Here is a 20123-nt window from a genome sequence, read left to right on the forward strand (position 1 = left end):
GATGTATAGTTTTATAAGAAGGTTTTTAGATCTTGATCCCGTTTTGTTTTAGAATTTTTAAAAACTCATCCTCAGATACTACCTGAACTCCCAACTCTTGTGCCTTGTCTAGCTTGGAACCAGCGCCAGGTCCTGCCAAAAGGTGAGTTGTTTTAGAAGAGATGGATCCTACTTTTTTGCCACCGTAGTAAACAACCAGATCCATTGCCTTATCTCTCGGCTGGAAGTTTTCAAAAGAACCGGAAACACACCAGCTTTGTCCTGCAAAAGGTTGTTTGTCCGATTTTTCGATTGGATCAGCCTTCATCTTAAGTCCGGCTTTTTTCAAACGATCAATTAGAGAAAGAATTCTTTTATCAGTAAAATTCTCTTGGATAGCTTCTATTGTGGAGGGACCAATGCCTGGAATTTCTAAGACATTTTCCAGCTTTTTAGGATTTTTAGCTGCGGAGATAATAGAATCAATAGTATCATATCCATGCTCTGTCAGAAGTTCCGCAACTTTGGGACCGATCTCTCTCAAGCCTAAGGAAGAAAGTACAAATCTAAAATCTTTTTTCTTAGATTCTTCAATCCCATTTAAGATGATAGATACGCTCTTTTCTCCATATCCTTCTTCTTCCATTAACTTTTCTTTATGCTTGTTTAGAGAATAAAGATCTGCTATATCCTTGATATACTTATGGTCGTACAAAAATTCTACCTGCTTCTCCCCCAGACCTTCTATATCCATTTGCTTGCGAGAGCAATAGAATATAATCCCGTTCTTTACTCGGTCTGGACAATCCGGGTTTGGGCAGAAGTAATCGACTGAGTCCTGTTTCTTCTCAGTCTTAGTGCCACAACAAGGACAACGCAGCGGAATCTTAAAAACTTCTTTTCCAGGAGTGACTACTTCCTCAACGGCTGGAATAATCTCTCCTCTTTTGGAGATCCTTACGATCGCTCCAATCCCTACTCCCAACTCATCTATATAATCTTGGTTGTGTAAAGTTGCAAATGTTACCGTGGTTCCTGCCAGACTAATCGGTTCGATCTCTGCCCTTGGAGTGATCTTCCCTGTTCTTCCCACGGCATAATCGATACCTACGATCTTACTTTCTTTCATCAAAGCATCGAATTTATAAGCGCGAGCCCAACGAGGAGAATGAGAAGTATAACCTAAAGCTTCTCTTTTAGAAAGATCGTTTAATTTGATAACTAATCCATCAGTAGGAAATCCTACTTTCTCTTTCTTTTTCTTGAAGTCTTTGATAGAAGCCGGGATCTCAGAACCTTTCAGCAATTTAGTATCAGGCGGAAGCGGAAACTTTAGATCTTCTGCCTTCTTCATTACTTCTTGGTGAGTTTTGAACTTCGCTTTGGAACCAGGAAAAAATGCGTCGTAAGTAAAAATTCTGAGAGGTCTTTTTGCAACATCTGAAGAGTTTTTTTGTTTTAAAGATCCAGAAGATAAGTTTCTAGGATTTGCATATCTACCTTCAGCCGCTTCGTTGAATTCTTCGAAGTCAGAGAAGGTCATATACACTTCTCCTCTTAAATAAATGGAAATAGATTCAGATAATCTGAGAGGAATAGAACGAATGGTTCGAATGTTTTCTGTAACGTCGTCGCCAATGCCTCCTGTTCCTCGAGTTACCCCATTCGCAAGAATTCCATTTTCATAATATAACATGAGAGAAGCGCCGTCTATTTTCCATTCAACAGAATACAATTCATCCGGTCCTGTTTTCTGGATCCATTCCATTAGTTCTTCTTCGTTATATGTGTTTTCCAAAGAAAGAACTGGGAGTTTATGAGTAAACTTCTCAAAGTCCTTATCCAAATCAGAACCGACACTTAATGTAGGGCTGGCAGGATCTGCTAATTTTGGGAACGCTTCTTCGAAAGCCTGAAGCTTTTTAAACATCTGGTCAAAGTCATAATCAGATATTTTAGGAGTATTCTTTACGTAGTATAAATATTGATGATAGCGGAGTTGCTCCTCCAAAGAGCGCATTTCTTTCTCCGCCTGCTTTGCATCCTTTGGCAGATCTATAAAAACTTTTTTAGATACTTCGGTTGGCTCCTCTTTTTTAGAGGAGGTCTTTTTAGCCGGGGCTTTTTTGGGCATAGTCGATTATATAAAATTAATATTGGCCGAAACCTACTTTCATATAATCCATAGGATCGGTCCGATTTGATTCTCCGATCCATACTTCATAATGAAGGTGAGGACCGGTTACGTTTCCTGTGGCTCCCACAGTTGCGATCCGCTGTCCTTTATGAACATATTCACCTTCTCTTACTTTTAAAGAAGTACAGTGGCCATACAAACTATAATATCCATTTGCATGAGCGATCACAATATGATTCCCATAGCCTCTATTGGAGTAAATGGCTCTATAAACTCTTCCGTCTCCGGTCGCCGCAATATCAGTTCCTGGGACGTTTGCTAAATCTACTCCATCATGGAATTCCATGTATCCAAACGTAGGAGACCTTCTCATTCCATAATAAGAAGTTAAATTATAAGATAATAATGGTTCTCCGAATGGGAGAGAATTCATGATACCATATCTGGAATCTAAGAAGTTAAATACTGAATCTACAAGAGCCTTGTTCTTCTCCATGGACACTCTCACCGAACGGTATCCATAAATTTCAGAAAGATAGGATCTTCCTAACATTAAATCCTTATCTACTGCTTCTTCTACCTTTAATTCAGTAGCAGCTAAGTCTTCTGAATCAGATTCATCAGGAAGTTTAAGCAATTCATCCGACTCACCATCGACCAAAGAGTGAACCTCTTGCAAATTTTCGTTCAAGCTTGCGAAATCGTCTCGAATATCTCCTAACTTTTCGCTGTATTCGATATATTCATCGAAGTACTTTCCATAAACGGAAGCAAGTGCGTTGATCTGGATCCTGGTATTATTATAACGAACAATTCCTAAAACTGCGATCCCAACGATCGCAAACAATAATCCTACTAAGAAGAAGATTGTGAAGATTGAAATTTGAAAATGGAAGGACTTATCGAACCCGTGCGGGATCAGAAGAACGGTCAACCTTTGATGACCTTTTTCTTTTACCTGGTCGATGCGTTTTTTTATCATCTTTTCCATGGTCGAAATCCCCCTGGTAAGAGGATTCCGGCCAGGAAAGGCCTAAGTCAAGTGGAAACTATGTTTAATAGAATTCCATACTTCGGTCTTAATGTGACTAAAGGTTCCATAACCACAGGATGGTTGGGATCTGTTTGGAATTTGTAGTTTTTGACCAACATAGCAAGTATCAATGTAGCTTCCGTTAATGCAAAAATATTACCAATACAGATCCTCGGACCCCCTCCAAAAGGAAGGTATGCATATTTAGGTCTATCTACTGATCTTTCCTCATCAAAACGATCCGGATCAAACTTGTCAGGATTTTCCCAAAAATCTGGATTTCGATGAATATTAAAAATACAAATGGAAATATTTGTTCCTGTCTCTACATCATAACCGCCAATATTATCAGGACCCATAGCAGTTCTTTCGATTACCCAAGCAGGTGGATATAATCTCAAAACCTCATCCAATACTTTGCGAGTGTATGTCAATTTCTGAACATCTTCCAGAGTTGGAGTTTTATTTCCTAAAACTCTATTCGCTTCTTCTCTCACTTTTTCGCAGATTTCCGGATGTTTGGATAAAAGATAGAATCCCCAAGATAATGCGTTTGCAGTTGTCTCATGTCCTGCAAGAAGAAGTGTGATTGCCTCGTCCCTAACTTGGCTTTCACTCATCGTCTCACCTGTTTCTTCGTCTCTGACTTCAAGAAGCATGGAGATCAAATCGTTAGAAGGATTCTTTTTACGTTCTGCGATCAGCTCATCGACTACGGAATGCATATCCTTCAAAGCCCGTTTGAGTTTTAAATTATCTGGAGTAGGCCAACTGAATGGTAATGGAAAAATTTTAGTGATCCTCTTCGTCACAAGCTCCAAAGCGATCTTTAAAGAATGTTCTATTCTGGCAGCATAACTTTCTACTTCTGTTCTGAACAAAGTTCTGCCCACGATCGCAAACGTTAGTCGCATCATTTCCTTGGAAATATCTAGGCTAGAAATCTTTTTCCAATTTTCGGAAGTCTTTTCGGTTTCCTGCGCCATGATCTCCACAAACTCAGAGATCCTTTGTTTATGGAAGGAAGGTTGGATCAGCTTTCTTTGCTTCTTCCAAAATTCTCCTTCGCTATTCAAGAGGCCTTTACCTAAAATTCTACCGAGTTCTTTGTAAAAAACTCCTTTATGATAGTTTTGGTTATTCTCTTGAAGAACTCTTTTGATATCTTCAGGTTGTGTAATTAAATGAAATACAACCTGCCTTAATCCAAATCGTGCTGAATTTCCAAATTTGGACTGCATCACTTGGAAAAATCCAATCGGATCTTTTGCCAATTTGGAAACATAAGGAAGTGCCCGAATCCCGAAAACTCCAGGAGGAAGATTCAGTTTATTTTTTTTAGCGCGACTCGAAGTCGGTTCATGCAAGGAAAACAAGAGTGTACTCCTAGTCCAAGAAGGACATTTGGATTAGTTTCACCCAACCAATCCTTGCCGCAATTTTATGTAACAACCGCTATATTAGCAAGCCGAGTTTGTATTTATTTCTAAAAACCTATCTTCGTTCGAAAGAAGTTTCGATCAACGCGTCCATATCCATTAAAGAAGAAGAAGGTACCGTAGAAGAACGAGTATCTTCCTGATTCAAATCAGGAGTTTGCATACTAGTCTCTGCTTCCTCGAAAGTTCCTTCGATTTGCTCTTCGATTAAAACCTGCCAGTCCCCTGATTCGGATTCTCCCTCAGGCTGAAAATAAAAAGAAGATAGACCAAGACCTACAATAACAAGTCCGCTAAACGAGAAGATGAAAAATCGCTTAAAGCTAGCGATCTTACGCCTTCTCATTATTTTTGCTGAGATATTATCACTCCATTCGTAACTTTCTAAACGACGGAAAATCTCTTGGTCTAACTTTTCTTTGTTTCTTTCTTCCATTTCCGATTATCTCTAGGTCTCTTGAAAAAATAGTTTCTTCAGCATTTGTTTGCCTCGGAAAGATCTGGATTTAACTGTTCCTTCCGGAATTCCCAGCTTCTCCGCAATCTGTTGCTCTTTATATCCTTCTGAAACTAATGCAAGCACTGACTTATACTTCCAAGGAAGATTGGAGATCAAATCCTGTAATTCGATGTCCATTCCAGAGTCGTTATATTCTTCTCTTGGGTTTAAAATAGAATCTTGAGTGGCTTTTTCCTTTAGCTTCATCGCAAGGTTTGCCTGGCGCATACGCTTTTGGTTCATCCTCAAGGATTCGTTTCTTGCGATTGTATACAACCAAGTACTGTGGGAAGAATCTCCCCTGAACTTATTTGCTGCTAAACTTTTATAAGCACGGATATATGTTTCTTGAACAACATCGTCGATGGTATCGTAAAACTCTTCGTATAAATTCTTTTTAATCGCAGAGAGTACTATATGTTTCGTACTATCTATTAATCCGGCAAATTCTCTTTGGTCCATTTTAGTTTCCTTATCTCAGGATGCCTGGTACAGGCAAAATTATTCTCTCGGGAACAAACAGATTCAAGGGGAACCCTGGAGCTTCCCTATGCTCCTCGGGTAGGGTAACAATTTCCCTTTCCTTTCCCCTCTTTTTTTGCTCAGAGGATAAGACCCTTTCGATCGCGAGCCGATGCGCGATTTGATTCATCCGGATTTCGGATGTGTATCTAGCAATCGCGTTAACGAGAAGTCGAACTTTGATCAGGTCTGGATTTTCATCCATAAGAACCAGTTCGAGTTCGACTTGTTTCGGAGAAAGTCTACGAAGCCATCTTTCATGCTCGTTTTTATATCTCCGGTTCAGCTCAGCGATACGTTCGAGTTGGGTGTCTGTAAGAATATAACGATTTTTAAATGAATCTAGGTCACCGAAAACTACGCCTGCTGCTCTTTCATTACGGTAGAAGGAGACGGTGCGAATAGGTCGGGCAGTATGAAGACTAGTTTTGGTATCTTCCGAGAAAAGATACGCCGGCGTGAGGAACACACCGGCCAGAGCAACTCTGACGAATGAATTCAGGAGATTCATGAGTCTTACTCGGTTCATAACCTAGTGTATCCTAAGACCCCAAGGTAGCAGCCATGTTTCCAAATATCGATCGAAATTTTTGGTCCGAGAAAAAAAGAAATCGGCCCCCCTTTAAAGAGAACATAATTTTGGACAAAACCTGAATTTTAGGGAAAATTCCTTTTCCAGAACCGCTTCTTTAGCGTATTCTCCCCTTAAAGTAATATGGACTTTGGACTAAAAAACCAGGAAATCCAAAAAGCTTCCAGATCCTATTTTAAGGGAAGGATGAGGCTTGCAGTCTTACTCGCCGCCGCAATCTGCATCGGAATCCCAGCATCCATAGACCTTTCCATCGAATGGGATTACGAGAATAGAAGTACTCATGCAGGAAATTATCGTTCTCTCAAACCAGCAACTGTTGCAATTGTCCCAGGTGCATCCGTGTACAAAGGAATCCCTTCGCCAGTTTTGCAAGATCGATTGGATTGTGCGTTAGAACTTTATAAACAAGGAAAAGTCCGAAAAATCCTTCTCTCTGGTGACAACGGAACTAGCTACTATAATGAAGTAAAACCTATGTTATTGTATGTTTTAGAGAGAGGAGTGAACGAAAAAGATGTGTTTGTAGATCATGCAGGTTTCAGAACATTAGATACTTTAGTAAGAGCAAAAGAAATTTTCCAAGTCAAGGATGCGATCTTTGTAAGCCAAAGATTTCACCAACCAAGAGCAGCATTTATTTCTAAAAAAATAGGATTGGATCTACAATCTTATGAATCGGATAGAAGGATTTATATCAGCGGACCCACAAGTAGATTTAGGGAATTTTTTGCAAGAACCTTGGCTTGGATCGATATGAATCTCACCAACACTGCACCAAAATACTTAGGCAAACCGTTTCCTATAGAAGGTAGCGGGATCAAAACCTGGAAGGGTTCGGTAATTTAAATAGAATATTCTGTTTTTCGAATATGTTCGAAAATTTCTCGAACGGCTTCTTTGACAGAAGTTTCAGGGACCCATCCTAAAGATCTTAATTTTGAATTATTTCCCAAAGATCTTTTCATTTCTGCAGGTCTCAATCTTGTAGGATCTTGTTTAGAAACTAATTTAGAATCAGCAAATTCTAAGATCCATTCCAAGACCTGAGAGATTGAAGTCTCGGCTCCAGAGCATATATTATAAACTTCCCCACTTATTCCTTTGTTTGCTAAAAGGATATAAGCTTTTACTACATCGGTTACATGCAAGAAGTCTCTAGTAGGAGTTAGATCTCCTACTAAAATTTCAGAAGAAACGTTTTTGGAAATATTTTCCAGCACCTGTTTGCAAAAGTTTGGAACTACGAAGTTTGGGTTTTGCCCAATACCTATATGATTAAAAGGTCTTGCGATTACAGTTTCTATATTTTGATAAGAGCGCGAATATTGAAGACAATAAGTTTCTGCTGCAAGCTTAGAAGAAGCATACGGATTCACAGGACTTGGAAGAAGATTTTCAGAAACTGGAAGTTGTTCTTCCTTTAGATTTCCATATACTTCCGAAGAAGATACATAAACTAATTTCACTTTTCTGCCAGAACGTTTAAAACATTCTAAAATATTCAATGTGCCGGCCACATTGATAAGTAATGTTTCTTCTGGATTCTCGATAGATCTTGGAACAAATGTTTGTCCTGCTAAATGGAACAATACATCAGGAGAATAGGACTCGAATACTTGTTGGAGTGAGTGGATATCTCGGATATCACAAACCTTGTAAGGAAAGGAAAACTCTGTATTTTTGGGATTCATTCCCAGGCCCAGTAGTTCGGACCTGGATTCTTTTGTAAGTTCTCGGACGAGATACGATCCTACAAAACCTTCTGCTCCTGTGACCAAGTATTTCATGTTTCTTAAGATAAATAGAAGTAAAAATACGATTGTTTTGTCGAATAAGAAAAAAACAATCGAATAAAAGTCCGGGCTCCCATGGAAGAAAGATCTTCAGATATTATAGAAATCAAGGACAGCTCGGTCAATGTCCGCGAGCTCATGGAAGAAATAGAATCCAGGCTTGCGAGAAGACCAGTTTCCAAGGAAGAATTGGAACGTCTTTCTCGATGGAAGTTTTCTCCCCAATCCCCTGAAGGATATAGAGAATTCGACGCCGCTGAAACAGCGCACTTATTCGAAAAAGGGATCTCTCCTCCTAAATTCACTAATCCAAAATTCAAATATATTCGTGGCCCGATCCGTTGGTTGTTTATCAAACTGATCGAGTTATATGCATTTTTAGATAAAAAACTTTCTGAAAACAGAACTCGTGCATTCTACAGTGTTTTAAATGAATTGATCCTTTTAAGAGGAGATCATGAAAAGTTAAAGCGGAAATTCGAAAAATTCTATAACGAGTTTGTAGAATTAAATTATACTCTTAAAAAAGAGATCAGTCCTGAATTCGTTTGGTCCAACGAGTTTTTATATGAAGAAGAAACTTTAGAAGAAAGTGAAACTCTTATCCTTTCTAGATTGAACCCTGGAGATTCGGTTCTTGCAATCAATCCTGAGTGGGGAAAATTCTTAAAACAACTCTTAAAGGCTCAAATAGAATTTAAATCAGTCACTTGGAATAAGGCCCAATATTCTTATATTAAAGAAAATATCACGAACTCAGTGTCCCTTTTATCCTTTGAAGAAGTTTTACCTGAGTCTCCCCTTCCTTCTAAAATTATTTCAAACGCAAATCTATGCCTTTTGCCAAATTGGGTTTTAGAAAAACTTTTCAAATCCCTAGCTTCTAAAACTTCCAGTGGGACAGAGTTCATCTTTAGATATTCCAATTATTCGAATAGAATGATCTCTCCTTTTCAACCAATCCTTTTGACTCAGATCAGCGAGTCCGCATTTAGAGAGTTCTTACAAAAATTAGGTTTTAAGAATATAGTGGACACCAAGGCCGGAGACGGTTTCTCAGTGTTTAGTTTCAGAAAATGAATGCCTATCTCCATATTTCCGAATTTAGGGATAAAGACGGGATCGGAAACGACATCAAGGGTTTAAGAGAAGTTTTAAATTCTTCCGGTATCAAAACGGAGATCGTTTGTCAGAATGATCTGAGCGACGGATCCATTAAAACCATACAAATTGAAGAACTTCGCAACGAAAGTATTCTGTCCTCTAATTCCATGCATATTTTAGAATATGGTGGTTCGGGTTATCCTATAGAATCTTTTCTTTCCTTTCCTGGAAGGAAATTTGTTCGTTATCAGAATATCACCCCTCCTAAGTTTTTTAAACCTTTCGTTTCTCAGGATATATTCAAAAGTTTCGAATTGGATTATAAAAAATCCATATTAGAATTACATAAACTTAAAAGATCTATAGAGCGTTTTCTTCCGAGTTCTAAATACAGCGCATCTAATTTGGAAGACCTTAACATAGTAAATTCCAGCGTTGTCCCAATTGTTAGAAAGTACGGATGGAAGGGAGAAAAGCGAAATCGAAAAAACGGCTACACTCTCGGTTATGTCGGGAGGCTGGTCCCAAGTAAAAAGATAGAAGATATTCTATTTCTCTCTTATTTTTTAAAAAGAATAGAACCAAAATATAGGATTCTATTAATCGGAAACGTTCCTAGTATTTTCGAAGATTATTTTACCAACTTAAAACAGATGGCAAGAGAACTTGGGATTGGCGGAAATGTTCAATTCAGAATGGGGGTCCAAGATTCCGAACTGCCCAGATTTTGGGAAGAGATGGACGCTTATATTAGCATGAGCGAACACGAAGGCTTTGGGATCCCTCTTGTGGAAGCGCTAAGTTATGATATTCCAGTTTTTGCATATGCTTGTACTGCTGTTCCGGAAACTTTAAAAGACGCAGGATATCTTTTTAGGAAAAAGGATCTAAACAGTTTGGAAAAATTGGCTGAGTGGATCCATTTTATATTAGAATCTCAATCTTCCCCTCATCCTGTGGATGGCCCTCATGCTTCTTCCAAAAGAAAAGAAGTTTGTATGGATTATGATTCCATGCCTTACGGAAGAGTCTTAAAACAGATATTCACATTTAAAGAAGCGTCCGCCTCATGATCTTCAAAAAAAGAGGAGTACATCAATTTGCGGCCGGTTTTAATTTGGGGGATGCTATTTCAAATGAAATGAATTCCTTAAAATCCGTTTTCAAAAAGATAGGATATTCTTCCGAAATTTACGCAGAGAATACTGGTCCAGGAACAGACACTTTGGTAAAGAAGTATAAGTCATATTCTTCCAATAGTAAAGATATATTGGTGTATCACCATTCTATCCATTCAGAAGTCTTGGAAACTTTGATAAAAACTAAGAATTCTAAAATTCTAATATATCATAATGTTACGCCGGGTCATTTTTTTGAAAAGTACGATCTAAAACTTACATATCTTCTACGCAAGGGAAGAGAAGAATTGGAATCATTGCGAAACAAATTCGATAAGGTATTCGCAGTTTCTGAATATAATAAATCGGAACTTGTGGATCTCGGTTTCGAAGACGTGGATGTGCTTCCGATCACTTATCAACTCCCCCAAGGAAGACAAACTCTTAAGGAAAATTTTCCCAAAAATCGGCCAAACATCCCACGCTTTTTATTTGTAGGAAGAATTGCCCCAAATAAGAAGCAGGATGACTTGATCCGATTCGCATTCCATTATCTCAAAGCATATGGGCCTGAATTCCAACTTTTTATGGTAGGTTTCAGTTCCAAAGAATTGTATTTATATAGAGAAGAATTGGAGCGTATGCTCGATTTTTATAAATTGAGAAAGAATGTGATCATCACTGATTTTTTATCCGACGAAGAATTAAAATCAATGTATTTAAACTGCGATCTTTTCTTATCGATGAGCGAGCACGAAGGATTTTGTGTTCCATTATTGGAAGCAATGGTGCATAATATCCCGATCCTTGCATTCGATGGTGGCGCAGTAGGAGAAACTCTTTCAGGAGCTGGGATCTTATTTAAAGAAAAGAGAATGGACATGATCGTAGAGCTTGCTCACAAAATTGTAACAGATCGGAACTGGAAAGACTTGATCCTTGAAACTCAGCAAAGGCGTTTGTCTTCTTTCTCCCAGATCAACGCAGAAACGGTATTGAGGCCAGTCCTTGCTAGACTCTCGTAGAAGATTAGCCGTTGTTACTCCTATTTTTTCGGATCATATCTCAGGTGGTTCTGAAAAACTAATCTATCAATATACTTTAATATTATCCAAGTTCTATGAAGTGACTGTTCTTGCGAGTCGCTCCCTCGACTATATTACCTGGAAAAACCAGATCCCGGTCAAAGATTTAGAGCCCGTGCTTCTTGGAAAAGATTTAGAGAAGAAGGTTAGTAGAGAATGGATAGAACCCGAACCTGGAAATCGGATCAGGGTTTTAAGATTTTCCGTAGATAAAGAAAGAAATATCTCAAAGTTTAATAGATTTTCAGATAAACTATTTAGAAATTCTGAATCAGGAAAAAGCGTAAGCTCCCAAGAAGAAAAAGAAAGAATCTGGGTGGATATGCAGGGTCCATATTGTCCTGATCTAATCCAATACATTGAAACAAACGAAAGAGATTATGATGTATTCGTTTTTGTTTCTTATCTGTATTATCCTATGGTTTATGGTCTACCATTAGTTGCAAAGAAGTCTGTTGTAATTCCAACATTGCATGACGAACCTCCTGCAAAATTATCCGTATATTCTAATCTTTTCAAAGACGACTCAGCCTATTGTTTTAATACTCCTGAAGAGAAAGCACTCTTTCATAAATTATACGGATACGAGCCAAGCCTTGGGAATGTGATCGGAATGCATCTGGCGATTCCAGAAGAAACAGAGAAGAAAACGTTCGATAGAAAAAACCCACAAGATTCATTCCAGTTTTTGTATGTAGGAAGAATAGACGAAGGGAAAGGTGTGCTTGAAATGGCTCAATACTTTTCCGAATGGCAAAAAAGGAGTGGTAGGAACGATAATCTACTTTTGGCCGGAAGAGGAGATTCCAAACTTCTACAAAGAATATCGAAGTTTTCTCATGTATCACCTTTAGGCTTCGTAAGCGAAGAAGCAAAAGACGAAATTATCCGCTCTTCTGATATTTTAATTAATCCTTCCCCTATGGAAAGTTTTTCTATTATTATTATGGAAGCTTGGATTCGTAAAAAAGCCGTCCTTGTCAACGGACGATCTGATGTTCTAAAAGGACATTGTTTGAGAAGCAATGGCGGTCTGTATTATTCAGACCTAGATAGTTTTTGTGCAGTCGCTGAATATTTAGTAAATCATAGCAAAGAGAGAGAAGAGATGGGCTTGAACGGTAAAAAATACGTTCAGGCGAACTTTAATCCAGATATCGTGGAGAAGAAAATCTCCCATATCGTAGAGAGATGTATCAGAAGAAGATACTCTGAATAAGATCAATCTCCGCCTAAAAATTTTAATCCGATCACGGATAATATCAAAGTTGAAAGAAAGAAGATCCTCCAAGTATTAATAGAATCTCCAAAAGAAAGAATCCCGATGATCACGGTTCCTGCAGCACCAATTCCAGTCCACACAGCATAAGCAGTCCCAAGAGGAATGTTCTGAGTTGCCTTGTTCAAAAAGTAAAAGCTCAAAATCGCAAACACTAAAAATCCAAGACCGTATCTCCAGTCCTTGAAACCATCGGACAATTTCATACAAGTAGTAAATCCTACTTCGAAAAGTCCTGCTAATACCAATAAAACCCAACTCATATATCTAAATACTCCTGTAAGGTCTCTACCATTTTTTCGTGCAATACTCCGTTAGACGCAATCAAACTGGTTACGTATGGATGGAATGTATTGTTTGCATAAGTACTTAATTTTCCTCCTGCTTCCTGTAGGATCGCTGCAGCAGCGGTCATATCCCAAGGTTTCAGATCTTCTTCCCAGAATGCGTCAAATTTACCTTCTGCGACCCAACAGATATCTAATCCTGCAGATCCAGTCCGTCTCACCCCTCTAGATCTTAAGATGAATTTTTTCAGATTGAACATGAGTTGTTCTATTTTCTCTTCTCTATCATAAGGAAAGCCAGTACATAAGAGTGCTTTTTTGATCTCTTTGGTTTGAGTAACTTTAATCTGAGTTTTATCTTTAAATGCGCCTTCTCCAAGCATTGCATGATATACATGCCCAAGCGCTGGCATAGGAACGATGCCCATCACTGCGGATTTTGTTTCTAGATCTTCTAATCCAATACAACAGCAATAGAGAGGAATGCGATGAGAATAATTTACAGTTCCATCTAACGGATCTATGATCCATTTGAACTGCGAACTTCCTTCGTAATTACTTCCTTCTTCGCCTAAGATATGATCTTTAGGGAATGCCTTTCTGATCTCTGAGACGATCAATTCTTCGGAACCCTTGTCTGCGATCGTGATTAGATCCGATTCAATATTTCCTTTAAAGGAAATTTGTAGATCTTCTCTTTCATGAGTTTTTTTAAGGAACTCAGAGATGGTTGGGGCGAAGTTTAGGAAATGTTGGTATCTGATCTTGATTTCGTTTTGGTAGCTCATTGGAGAAGTTTTTCAATTCTCCAGGGTACCCTCAGGATTGGAATCTAAAAAATCCGCAGCCTTCTTCTTATGTTCTTCTTTAACATACATAGATGCAGCAGCGAGAACAGCTGCGACCACTCCTGCATCGTCTATATAACCTGCTCCAAATAGAATGTCAGGGATCGCATCAAAAGGTGTAAGAAAATAAGCAAGTGCACCCGCAATCGTAAGTCTTGCTTTTAGAGGTGTAGAAGGATCTAACATCGCATAGTATAAAGCAATCGCATCCGCAAGAAAAGGGACTTTCCCCGCGACCTTCTTTACCTTAGGCCAAAAACCTTGTTTGATCTTTTCTATCTTATCTTCTTCCATACGCGTAATTAAACATAAGTATTTGATGTATAACTTGGGACCATCCAGAAAAAAATTTCCTTAATTTTATATTGAAAAAGAAAGTATTTAATCTAAAATTCCGTCCCACACTTAGACTTGATAAATTAAATCAGGAGCTTTGAATGAAACTCTTTCGAATTGCGGCCGTTTTAGCGCTTCTATTTGCAGCATCTGGAGCTTGGGCAAAGGACCTTTGTGAAGGAAAGAAAAAGGGGGCTGTGTATTTTTTTGATAAAGAAATTTCAAGGGACTCTGCTCTACCTGCAGAGGTTACCAAATGGAATTTCTCAGGAGAAATGTGGGCCTTACTTTGTTTGGCAGATCCTGTAGGCCCTCAAGAAGCGAATGGTAAAAAGTTCAGGATTGTTCTATATGCAAAACAGACTTCGAATCCTGAAGGAAAGTATTCCTCGTGGTCTAATGCAAAACAAGCAGGGGTTTTTAGGCCGGAACTATCCGCAGCACGTAAAGAAATCATCTTATATTTCAATGAAGACTTCGATTATAGCGGACTAAAAGCTAAATTAGATCCGGGAGAATACGAGTTTAGATTCCAAGCCGCCACTGAAAAAGGAACCGGAAAATTGGATATAACCATTGATCTGAAAAACGAAGTCGCCTATCTCCAAGAATTACGAAAGGCAGGTTATGTTGCGGACGGAAAAATCTCAGTTTCTTTCCAATAAACTATCTTATAGATCCGAAGCCCTTTTATCTTGTAAGGTCTTCGGATCAAAAATTCTCCAAATTACTTTCGAAATTTTCGAATCTTTGAGGAGGATCGAGAACGATTTGTACATCTTCTCCCGTAAAAGGATCTTTAAATTCTAACCAATAGGAAAGAAGTAAAAGTCCATAATTCTCAAAAAGTGCTGCATTCCTTGAGTAAAGAAGATCCCCAACAACAGGACATCTAAGACTCTGAAAATGAACCCTGATCTGATGAGTTCTTCCTGTTTCTAGATCAGCTTCAATAAGAGAGAACTTACGCCCATTCTTGGAAACTGCAGTTTTTAAGATCCGATAATGAGTAACTGAGGCTCTACCTTTAGGAGTCACTGTCATCTTCAATCTTTCGATGGGATGTCTTCCTATCGGTCTGTCTATTGTACCTTCTCCTTCCGGAAGTGTGCCTTGGACCCAGGCAAGATATTTCTTAGTAATATTTCTTCTTCTAAACAACTCCGAAAGTTTTGCATGAGCTTGATCGTTCTTAGCTACGATCATGATACCTTCCGTCGGTTTATCCAAACGATGCACGATACCCGGCCTTGATTCTCCTCCGATACTCGAAAGCTCCTTAAATTTGTAGAGAAGTCCGTTAACCAAAGTAGCAGATCTATCTCCAGGGCCACTATGTGACGCGATACCTGCTGGTTTGCGAATGATCAGATACTGAGGAGTTTCTTTTAAAACTTCTATCTCCATTTTTACAGGAGTTAAGTTTAATGGAGGTTTAGGAGGAACTGAGATATGAAAGTTTTCTCCAGGACTTACTTTGTAGGATGATTTCAGTAGAATTTTTCCCGAACCATCTTTGACCCAACCTGAATCTATCCAATGCTGGATCGATGCTCTAGAAATCTCGTCTCCGAGATAATCCTTTAAAAATCGATCGAGTCTGGATCCCTCAGAGTCGGCGTTAACTTCGGCATGAAGTTCCAGATTCATAATAGTTCTCCTTAGAAATATATAAGCAGGGAAAACGTTTCCCTTTCGCACAGAGGTCTAAAAAAGATTTCCCATTTTGCGAGAATAGGTATATTTTGGATAAATTCATCGAAATAAACCCCTACCCTAATCAAGGAAGGAATACAACATGGTAAAAAAAATTCTCAATATCCTGCTCATCGGTGCAACGGTTTTTTCCTTAGCTCTTTGCTCTTCTGCAGACAACAAAGACCAAGCGGCTCCTGAGCCTGGAGAACAAAATTCCGCAGCTTCTCGTAACGTCAACGTAGACTCTCCTGCAGACGCTATCAATAATCAAATTAAAGACTTCCGCTATCCAGACGGGATCACTCGTCCAGGTTTCAGCTACAAAAAAGCTGATGTTAGCGCGGGAGATTTCAGCGAGTGGGCAAAAGTTAATATTTCTGTTCTTAAAGACGGAATTTCTAAACTTCCTGATTCTTGGGCATTAGAGATCACTGGTCACACTGACCAAGTTGGACCTGAAGAAGCAGAAGGCGATAAAAAAGGAAACGTTTTCTACGGAGAAATTCGTGCAAAAGCGGTTAAACAATCCTTAGTTAAACAAGGAATTCCTGCAAATCGTATCGTTACTAAGAGTGCAGGTTCTTCTTCTCCAGTTTCCGGATTGGATGCAAAAGATCCTAAAAACCGCAGAGTAACCTTCAAGTTTGTTCAACAACAATAATCAGTAGGGTTTCGATCCGAATTAAAAAGGCAGTGTTTTCACACTGCCTTTTTTTATGCCTTTATGCTTTAGAGATCTTTCAGATTGAATCAATCAACACTTGGAGAGATCATTCTTTCCGGAAGAACCCATTGGTCAAATTGTTCAGAAGTCAATAAGCCAAGTTCAATTCCAGATTCTTTCAGACTAGTTCCTTTCTTGTGAGCATTCTTAGCTATTTTAGCCGCGTTATCATAACCGATATGCGGATTCAACGCAGTCACGAGCATCAAACTATTCTTCAAATGTTCCTTGATGTTTTCCTTATTAGGCTCAATCCCTCTTGCACAATGTTCTTCGAAAGAAACTGCAGAGTCGGCCAATAGACGGATAGAATTCAGAACATTATGAATGATCAGAGGTTTGAAAACATTTAATTCGAAGTTTCCAGAAGCACCGCCAATATTCACAGCAACATCATTTGCGATTACTTGAGAAGCCACCATGGTCATTTGTTCTGACTGAGTGGGGTTCACCTTTCCTGGCATGATAGAAGATCCTGGCTCATTCTCCGGAATAGAGATCTCACCAATTCCACATCTAGGGCCTGAAGACAACCATCTCACATCATTCGCTATCTTCATAAAAGAAGCAGCAATCGTCTTTAGAACTCCGTGAGTTTCTACCAAAGAATCGTGAGCAGCTAAAGCCTCGAATTTGTTCTCTGCTGAAGTAAAAGGAAGTCCAGTTTCCTTTGCAATCTGAGCAGCAGCTTTTACTGCAAATTCAGGATGAGTATTAAGTCCTGTACCGACTGCAGTTCCACCTAAAGCCAATCTGTATATAGAAGGAAGAACAGATTTCACTCTTTCAATATTGTACTCTAATTGTTTTGTATAACCGGAGAATTCTTGGCCAAGAGTTAATGGAGTCGCGTCTTGTAAGTGAGTTCTTCCGATCTTGATGATGTCTTTAAATTCATCAGACTTCTTCTTTAGAGTATTCTTCAATTGCTCTAATGCAGGTAAAAGTTTATTCACTAATTGTTCTGCAGCTGCGATATGCATAGCCGTCGGGAAAGTGTCATTAGAAGATTGTGCCTTATTTACATCGTCATTCGGATGGACCGGTTTTTTAGAACCTTTGACTCCGCCTGCAATCTCAATCGCACGATTGGAGATCACTTCGTTTGAGTTCATATTGGTTTGAGTTCCGGAACCTGTTTGCCAAACGCTTAGAGGAAAATGTTCATCCAATTTTCCGGAGATCACTTCGTCTGCAGCTTGAACGATCAGATTTTTTTTCTCATCTGTCAAAAGGCCAAGCCCAGCATTTACGATAGCCGCTGATTTTTTAAGAACTCCAAGAGCACGTATCATTTCCCTTGGGAAACGATCGTTCCCGATATGAAAGTGATGAAGAGATCTTTCGGTTTGAGCACCCCAGTATTTGGAATCGTCTACCTGGATTTCTCCCATGGAGTCGGTTTCGATTCTAGTTTTCATGAATCCTCCGTTCAATAGTAATGAATTGATCGGGTTGGATTTTCCGGGATCGGAACGAATGTCCTAATCAGAACTTGGGTTGATCACTCGTCTCGGAATTTGCGAAGAGTATCCGCTAGGGCTGCAAACTCCGGTTTTTTGGCGGTGACATTCTCCAAATATTCCAAGGTAGAATCCAACCAGGCGGAATCGGATTCCAATTCTTTCCGGATAAATACATGCCGAATAGAATTCATGGAGCGAATCTCGATATATCTCCGCTTCTGGTCATAATACATAAGGTCAGCTACTTTGTCTTTTCCGAATTCCGGAGAAGAGCTAGCATTCACTACTTCATCCAGCCAGATTATTCCGTTATTTTTACGGTCCACATAATCTATCGCTTTTTGGACCTTTGCTGGGATCAAAGTAGATTTTTCCTTAGGACCTACGAGTACTCCCAAAGACTTTTTCTTTTTAGGAGTTTCCTTTTCGGGCTCTGCAGAAGGTCCGCTATTTGAGGACTTTTTACTTTGTTTGGAAGATTGAAATTCGTCCGCAGGTTCTATATCTTTTTTAGGTGAAGGAGAAAGATTCACGCCGAACAGACCGAGTAACCATTCCAAAAGTTTTACCAAGATAGATTTGGAATCTTGGATCGCTTTCAGTCTCTGCTTTTCCGTTTCTTTCTCCCAATCGGCAATCGCTTTTGAAAGACGGATTTGATCTTCTATTACAAGATCGGAATCCACACCTTCTACTACATCTTTTAGAAAAGCGTAAATTCCTTTTGGCTGCCCGTTCTTACGGATCAAAGTGTGGATGGAAGTCCTTCTTTCCTTATTGCTTAAAAAAGAAGAGACAACATTTTCTAAAGCAAGCGCCACTATACCTGGGCCGGCGCCCGTCACTTTTTCTCTAGTGAGAATATCATTTCGAGTTTTAAATCTTTCTAGCACCTGATCCAAAACTTCTGTTTTAGTCAGACCAGCTGCCTGGATAGATGAATCTTTGATCTTCAAAGCACCGGCATCCACAACAAGTGGTTCTTTTGATTCTCTGATTCGAATAACTATATCACTAAAAGCTAAATTAATTAAAGACTCTTTTCTCAAACTAGAAAGAGAAGACATCGAACTTAATAATACGTCGAAAGCTTGTAAGAATATATCGGAGCCTTCCCAAGTTTTTCCAGAAGTGAATGCAGGGTGTTTCGATAATTCTCTTAAGAAGTCAACGCCTTGTTCTGTCCCAGATTGTCTGATCCATCCGGCTTGCTCGCCAGGAAGAAGTGACATTAAAATCTTTCTAGATAAGCCTATAAACAATTCGAAAATAATCTCTAACTCAGTCTCTTCATTTGCATTCGGTTTTTTAGTATCTATAGAAGTTTCACCTACAAGTTCTTCCAAAGAAGGCTGGATAACGTGAAATTCTAAATGAAGTCTTAATAAAGGAGGACGACTTCCTCTTTTTTCTAGTGCAAGTAATGCATCAGGAACAGCTTTTATCTGAGATAAGAAGGCTACGATCTCATTCGGTTTTTTGCTCAAAAGAGAAATTAAAGAAGTAAGAATATCTTCTCTAATCTTGAAATTCCTTTGTAGAAAAGATTCTACGGAAAGAGTTTTAACGTTCCGCATAGAGTATGGAAGATTTCTGGAATCTTGAAAATCCAAAAGATTTCCTTTCTCATCGGTGTTAAGATACTGCCTGATAACCCAGTCCCTTAACTCTCCTGCGGACCTTCTATCCGCTAGATTCATATCTCTTCTGACAATAAATTGTAAAAACGCAGCCGCAGACTGAGCTAAACAAGCAGATTTGATCTTTTGGATCTGATCGGCTCTTCTGGAGGCGGGACGGATAGCAACATTAGCTAATCCTAATTCTTTTGTTTCTTCTGAAACGAATAGATATTGATAGAGAACAAATCCATTCTTGTCTTCAAAGTATTTTAGATCCGCAGGTTTTAGGAATTGTAGCTGTTCAAATTTTGCGAGAGCAAAAGGAGAATAATTGAATAAGAAGAAATTCTCCACTCCTTTCTCAATCAGATCCAAATCTCTCATCGCTTTGGGAGTTGTTTGGAGAAGGAGGTTACGAAGTTCCTCTTCCGGGATCAGATCGACACGATCTACCGGAATGACACCCTCTTCCGAGAGTGGATTCGAAGCTGGGGACGTGGAATTACTTTCCATTTCGGGCATAAATCTTCCCTTTTGCTCCGATTTTAATTTGGCTTTT

Annotated in this window: 20 protein-coding genes; 7 read left to right on the top strand and 13 right to left on the bottom strand. The window is 39.0% G+C overall.

Annotated elements, in window-relative coordinates:
• Positions 1-25 precede the first annotated feature (25 nt).
• From ligA to B1C82_RS09935, 6 genes are all read right to left on the bottom strand, one after another.
• Positions 26-2113: an NAD-dependent DNA ligase LigA gene (ligA, locus tag B1C82_RS09910; protein WP_086447429.1), complete on the bottom strand. Its 2088-nt coding sequence runs from the start codon at positions 2111-2113 to the stop codon at positions 26-28.
• 16 nt (positions 2114-2129) lie between these two features.
• Positions 2130-3107 (bottom strand): M23 family metallopeptidase, encoded by a 978-nt coding sequence (locus tag B1C82_RS09915; protein WP_086447430.1) that lies wholly within the window; start codon positions 3105-3107, stop codon positions 2130-2132.
• A gap of 47 nt (positions 3108-3154) precedes the next feature.
• Positions 3155-4525: a cytochrome P450 gene (locus tag B1C82_RS09920; RefSeq protein WP_086447431.1), complete on the bottom strand. Its 1371-nt coding sequence runs from the start codon at positions 4523-4525 to the stop codon at positions 3155-3157.
• 118 nt (positions 4526-4643) lie between these two features.
• On the bottom strand, positions 4644-5024 hold the full coding sequence (locus B1C82_RS09925; protein WP_086447432.1) for a hypothetical protein: 381 nt from the start codon (positions 5022-5024) through the stop codon (positions 4644-4646).
• A gap of 12 nt (positions 5025-5036) precedes the next feature.
• Complete coding sequence (locus B1C82_RS09930; RefSeq protein ID WP_086447433.1) at positions 5037-5549, bottom strand: RNA polymerase sigma factor; 513 nt, start codon at positions 5547-5549, stop codon at positions 5037-5039.
• A 10-nt stretch (positions 5550-5559) separates the two neighbouring features.
• On the bottom strand, positions 5560-6138 hold the full coding sequence (locus B1C82_RS09935; protein ID WP_086447434.1) for a hypothetical protein: 579 nt from the start codon (positions 6136-6138) through the stop codon (positions 5560-5562).
• Between the two features lie 249 nt (positions 6139-6387).
• On the opposite strand from B1C82_RS09935, the gene B1C82_RS09940 reads away from it, so the two are divergent.
• Positions 6388-7050 (top strand): SanA/YdcF family protein, encoded by a 663-nt coding sequence (locus B1C82_RS09940; protein WP_086448549.1) that lies wholly within the window; start codon positions 6388-6390, stop codon positions 7048-7050.
• Here B1C82_RS09940 and B1C82_RS09945 read toward each other — a convergent pair.
• Positions 7047-7991, bottom strand: coding sequence for a GDP-mannose 4,6-dehydratase (locus tag B1C82_RS09945; RefSeq protein WP_086447435.1), 945 nt, complete (start codon positions 7989-7991; stop codon positions 7047-7049). The genes B1C82_RS09940 and B1C82_RS09945 overlap by 4 nt on opposite strands.
• An 81-nt stretch (positions 7992-8072) precedes the next feature.
• Here B1C82_RS09945 and B1C82_RS09950 point away from each other — a divergent pair, with 81 nt between their 5' ends.
• From B1C82_RS09950 to B1C82_RS09965, 4 genes are read left to right on the top strand one after another with little or no spacing between them, the layout of a single operon-like run.
• On the top strand, positions 8073-9077 hold the full coding sequence (locus B1C82_RS09950; protein WP_086447436.1) for an LIC_10202 family protein: 1005 nt from the start codon (positions 8073-8075) through the stop codon (positions 9075-9077).
• Positions 9074-10174 (top strand): glycosyltransferase, encoded by a 1101-nt coding sequence (locus tag B1C82_RS09955; RefSeq protein ID WP_086447437.1) that lies wholly within the window; start codon positions 9074-9076, stop codon positions 10172-10174. Before B1C82_RS09950 ends, B1C82_RS09955 begins: the two co-directional genes overlap by 4 nt.
• Entirely contained in the window at positions 10171-11244 is a 1074-nt protein-coding gene (locus B1C82_RS09960; protein ID WP_086447438.1) for a glycosyltransferase family 4 protein, read from the top strand. The genes B1C82_RS09955 and B1C82_RS09960 overlap by 4 nt, the downstream gene beginning before the upstream one ends.
• On the top strand, positions 11228-12523 hold the full coding sequence (locus B1C82_RS09965) for a glycosyltransferase family 4 protein (RefSeq protein ID WP_086447439.1): 1296 nt from the start codon (positions 11228-11230) through the stop codon (positions 12521-12523). The genes B1C82_RS09960 and B1C82_RS09965 overlap by 17 nt, the downstream gene beginning before the upstream one ends.
• A 2-nt stretch (positions 12524-12525) precedes the next feature.
• Here B1C82_RS09965 and B1C82_RS09970 read toward each other — a convergent pair whose 3' ends face one another.
• From B1C82_RS09970 to B1C82_RS09980, 3 genes are read right to left on the bottom strand one after another with little or no spacing between them, the layout of a single operon-like run.
• Positions 12526-12846, bottom strand: a complete 321-nt coding sequence (locus B1C82_RS09970; RefSeq protein ID WP_086447440.1) for a DMT family transporter — start codon at positions 12844-12846, stop codon at positions 12526-12528.
• Complete coding sequence (locus tag B1C82_RS09975; protein ID WP_086447441.1) at positions 12843-13658, bottom strand: inositol monophosphatase family protein; 816 nt, start codon at positions 13656-13658, stop codon at positions 12843-12845. Before B1C82_RS09975 ends, B1C82_RS09970 begins: the two co-directional genes overlap by 4 nt.
• A 12-nt stretch (positions 13659-13670) precedes the next feature.
• A complete protein-coding gene (locus tag B1C82_RS09980; RefSeq protein WP_086447442.1) occupies positions 13671-14012 on the bottom strand; it encodes a YkvA family protein in 342 nt (113 codons plus the stop codon).
• Between the two features lie 143 nt (positions 14013-14155).
• Here B1C82_RS09980 and B1C82_RS09985 point away from each other — a divergent pair, with 143 nt between their 5' ends.
• Positions 14156-14719, top strand: a complete 564-nt coding sequence (locus B1C82_RS09985; RefSeq protein ID WP_086447443.1) for a hypothetical protein — start codon at positions 14156-14158, stop codon at positions 14717-14719.
• A gap of 46 nt (positions 14720-14765) precedes the next feature.
• Here B1C82_RS09985 and B1C82_RS09990 read toward each other — a convergent pair whose 3' ends face one another.
• Complete coding sequence (locus B1C82_RS09990) at positions 14766-15704, bottom strand: RluA family pseudouridine synthase (protein WP_086447444.1); 939 nt, start codon at positions 15702-15704, stop codon at positions 14766-14768.
• A 148-nt stretch (positions 15705-15852) separates the two neighbouring features.
• Here B1C82_RS09990 and loa22 point away from each other — a divergent pair, with 148 nt between their 5' ends.
• Complete coding sequence (gene loa22, locus B1C82_RS09995) at positions 15853-16413, top strand: OmpA family outer membrane lipoprotein Loa22 (protein ID WP_086447445.1); 561 nt, start codon at positions 15853-15855, stop codon at positions 16411-16413.
• A gap of 89 nt (positions 16414-16502) precedes the next feature.
• Here loa22 and fumC read toward each other — a convergent pair whose 3' ends face one another.
• Together fumC and B1C82_RS10005 are read right to left on the bottom strand one after the other, a co-directional pair.
• Positions 16503-17897, bottom strand: a complete 1395-nt coding sequence (gene fumC, locus B1C82_RS10000) for a class II fumarate hydratase (RefSeq protein WP_086447446.1) — start codon at positions 17895-17897, stop codon at positions 16503-16505.
• A gap of 83 nt (positions 17898-17980) precedes the next feature.
• Entirely contained in the window at positions 17981-20086 is a 2106-nt protein-coding gene (locus B1C82_RS10005; protein WP_086447447.1) for a hypothetical protein, read from the bottom strand.
• Positions 20087-20123 lie beyond the last annotated feature (37 nt).

Origin of the sequence: Leptospira venezuelensis (assembly GCF_002150035.1) — a bacterium.
In the GTDB taxonomy this organism is placed as follows: Bacteria; Spirochaetota; Leptospiria; order Leptospirales; family Leptospiraceae; genus Leptospira_B; species Leptospira_B venezuelensis.

Coding starts and splice junctions, on each gene's coding strand:
- B1C82_RS09950 (WP_086447436.1), top strand. CDS start 8,073: ATGGAAGAAAGATCTTCAGATATTATAGAAATCAAGGACAGCTCGGTC.
- B1C82_RS09960 (WP_086447438.1), top strand. CDS start 10,171: ATGATCTTCAAAAAAAGAGGAGTACATCAATTTGCGGCCGGTTTTAAT.
- B1C82_RS09925 (WP_086447432.1), bottom strand. CDS start 5,024: ATGGAAGAAAGAAACAAAGAAAAGTTAGACCAAGAGATTTTCCGTCGT.
- fumC (WP_086447446.1), bottom strand. CDS start 17,897: ATGAAAACTAGAATCGAAACCGACTCCATGGGAGAAATCCAGGTAGAC.
- B1C82_RS09945 (WP_086447435.1), bottom strand. CDS start 7,991: ATGAAATACTTGGTCACAGGAGCAGAAGGTTTTGTAGGATCGTATCTC.
- B1C82_RS10005 (WP_086447447.1), bottom strand. CDS start 20,086: ATGCCCGAAATGGAAAGTAATTCCACGTCCCCAGCTTCGAATCCACTC.
- B1C82_RS09985 (WP_086447443.1), top strand. CDS start 14,156: ATGAAACTCTTTCGAATTGCGGCCGTTTTAGCGCTTCTATTTGCAGCA.
- B1C82_RS09955 (WP_086447437.1), top strand. CDS start 9,074: ATGAATGCCTATCTCCATATTTCCGAATTTAGGGATAAAGACGGGATC.
- B1C82_RS09930 (WP_086447433.1), bottom strand. CDS start 5,549: ATGGACCAAAGAGAATTTGCCGGATTAATAGATAGTACGAAACATATA.
- B1C82_RS09935 (WP_086447434.1), bottom strand. CDS start 6,138: ATGAACCGAGTAAGACTCATGAATCTCCTGAATTCATTCGTCAGAGTT.
- B1C82_RS09990 (WP_086447444.1), bottom strand. CDS start 15,704: ATGAATCTGGAACTTCATGCCGAAGTTAACGCCGACTCTGAGGGATCC.
- B1C82_RS09980 (WP_086447442.1), bottom strand. CDS start 14,012: ATGGAAGAAGATAAGATAGAAAAGATCAAACAAGGTTTTTGGCCTAAG.
- ligA (WP_086447429.1), bottom strand. CDS start 2,113: ATGCCCAAAAAAGCCCCGGCTAAAAAGACCTCCTCTAAAAAAGAGGAG.
- B1C82_RS09970 (WP_086447440.1), bottom strand. CDS start 12,846: ATGAGTTGGGTTTTATTGGTATTAGCAGGACTTTTCGAAGTAGGATTT.
- loa22 (WP_086447445.1), top strand. CDS start 15,853: ATGGTAAAAAAAATTCTCAATATCCTGCTCATCGGTGCAACGGTTTTT.
- B1C82_RS09940 (WP_086448549.1), top strand. CDS start 6,388: ATGAGGCTTGCAGTCTTACTCGCCGCCGCAATCTGCATCGGAATCCCA.
- B1C82_RS09975 (WP_086447441.1), bottom strand. CDS start 13,658: ATGAGCTACCAAAACGAAATCAAGATCAGATACCAACATTTCCTAAAC.
- B1C82_RS09915 (WP_086447430.1), bottom strand. CDS start 3,107: ATGGAAAAGATGATAAAAAAACGCATCGACCAGGTAAAAGAAAAAGGT.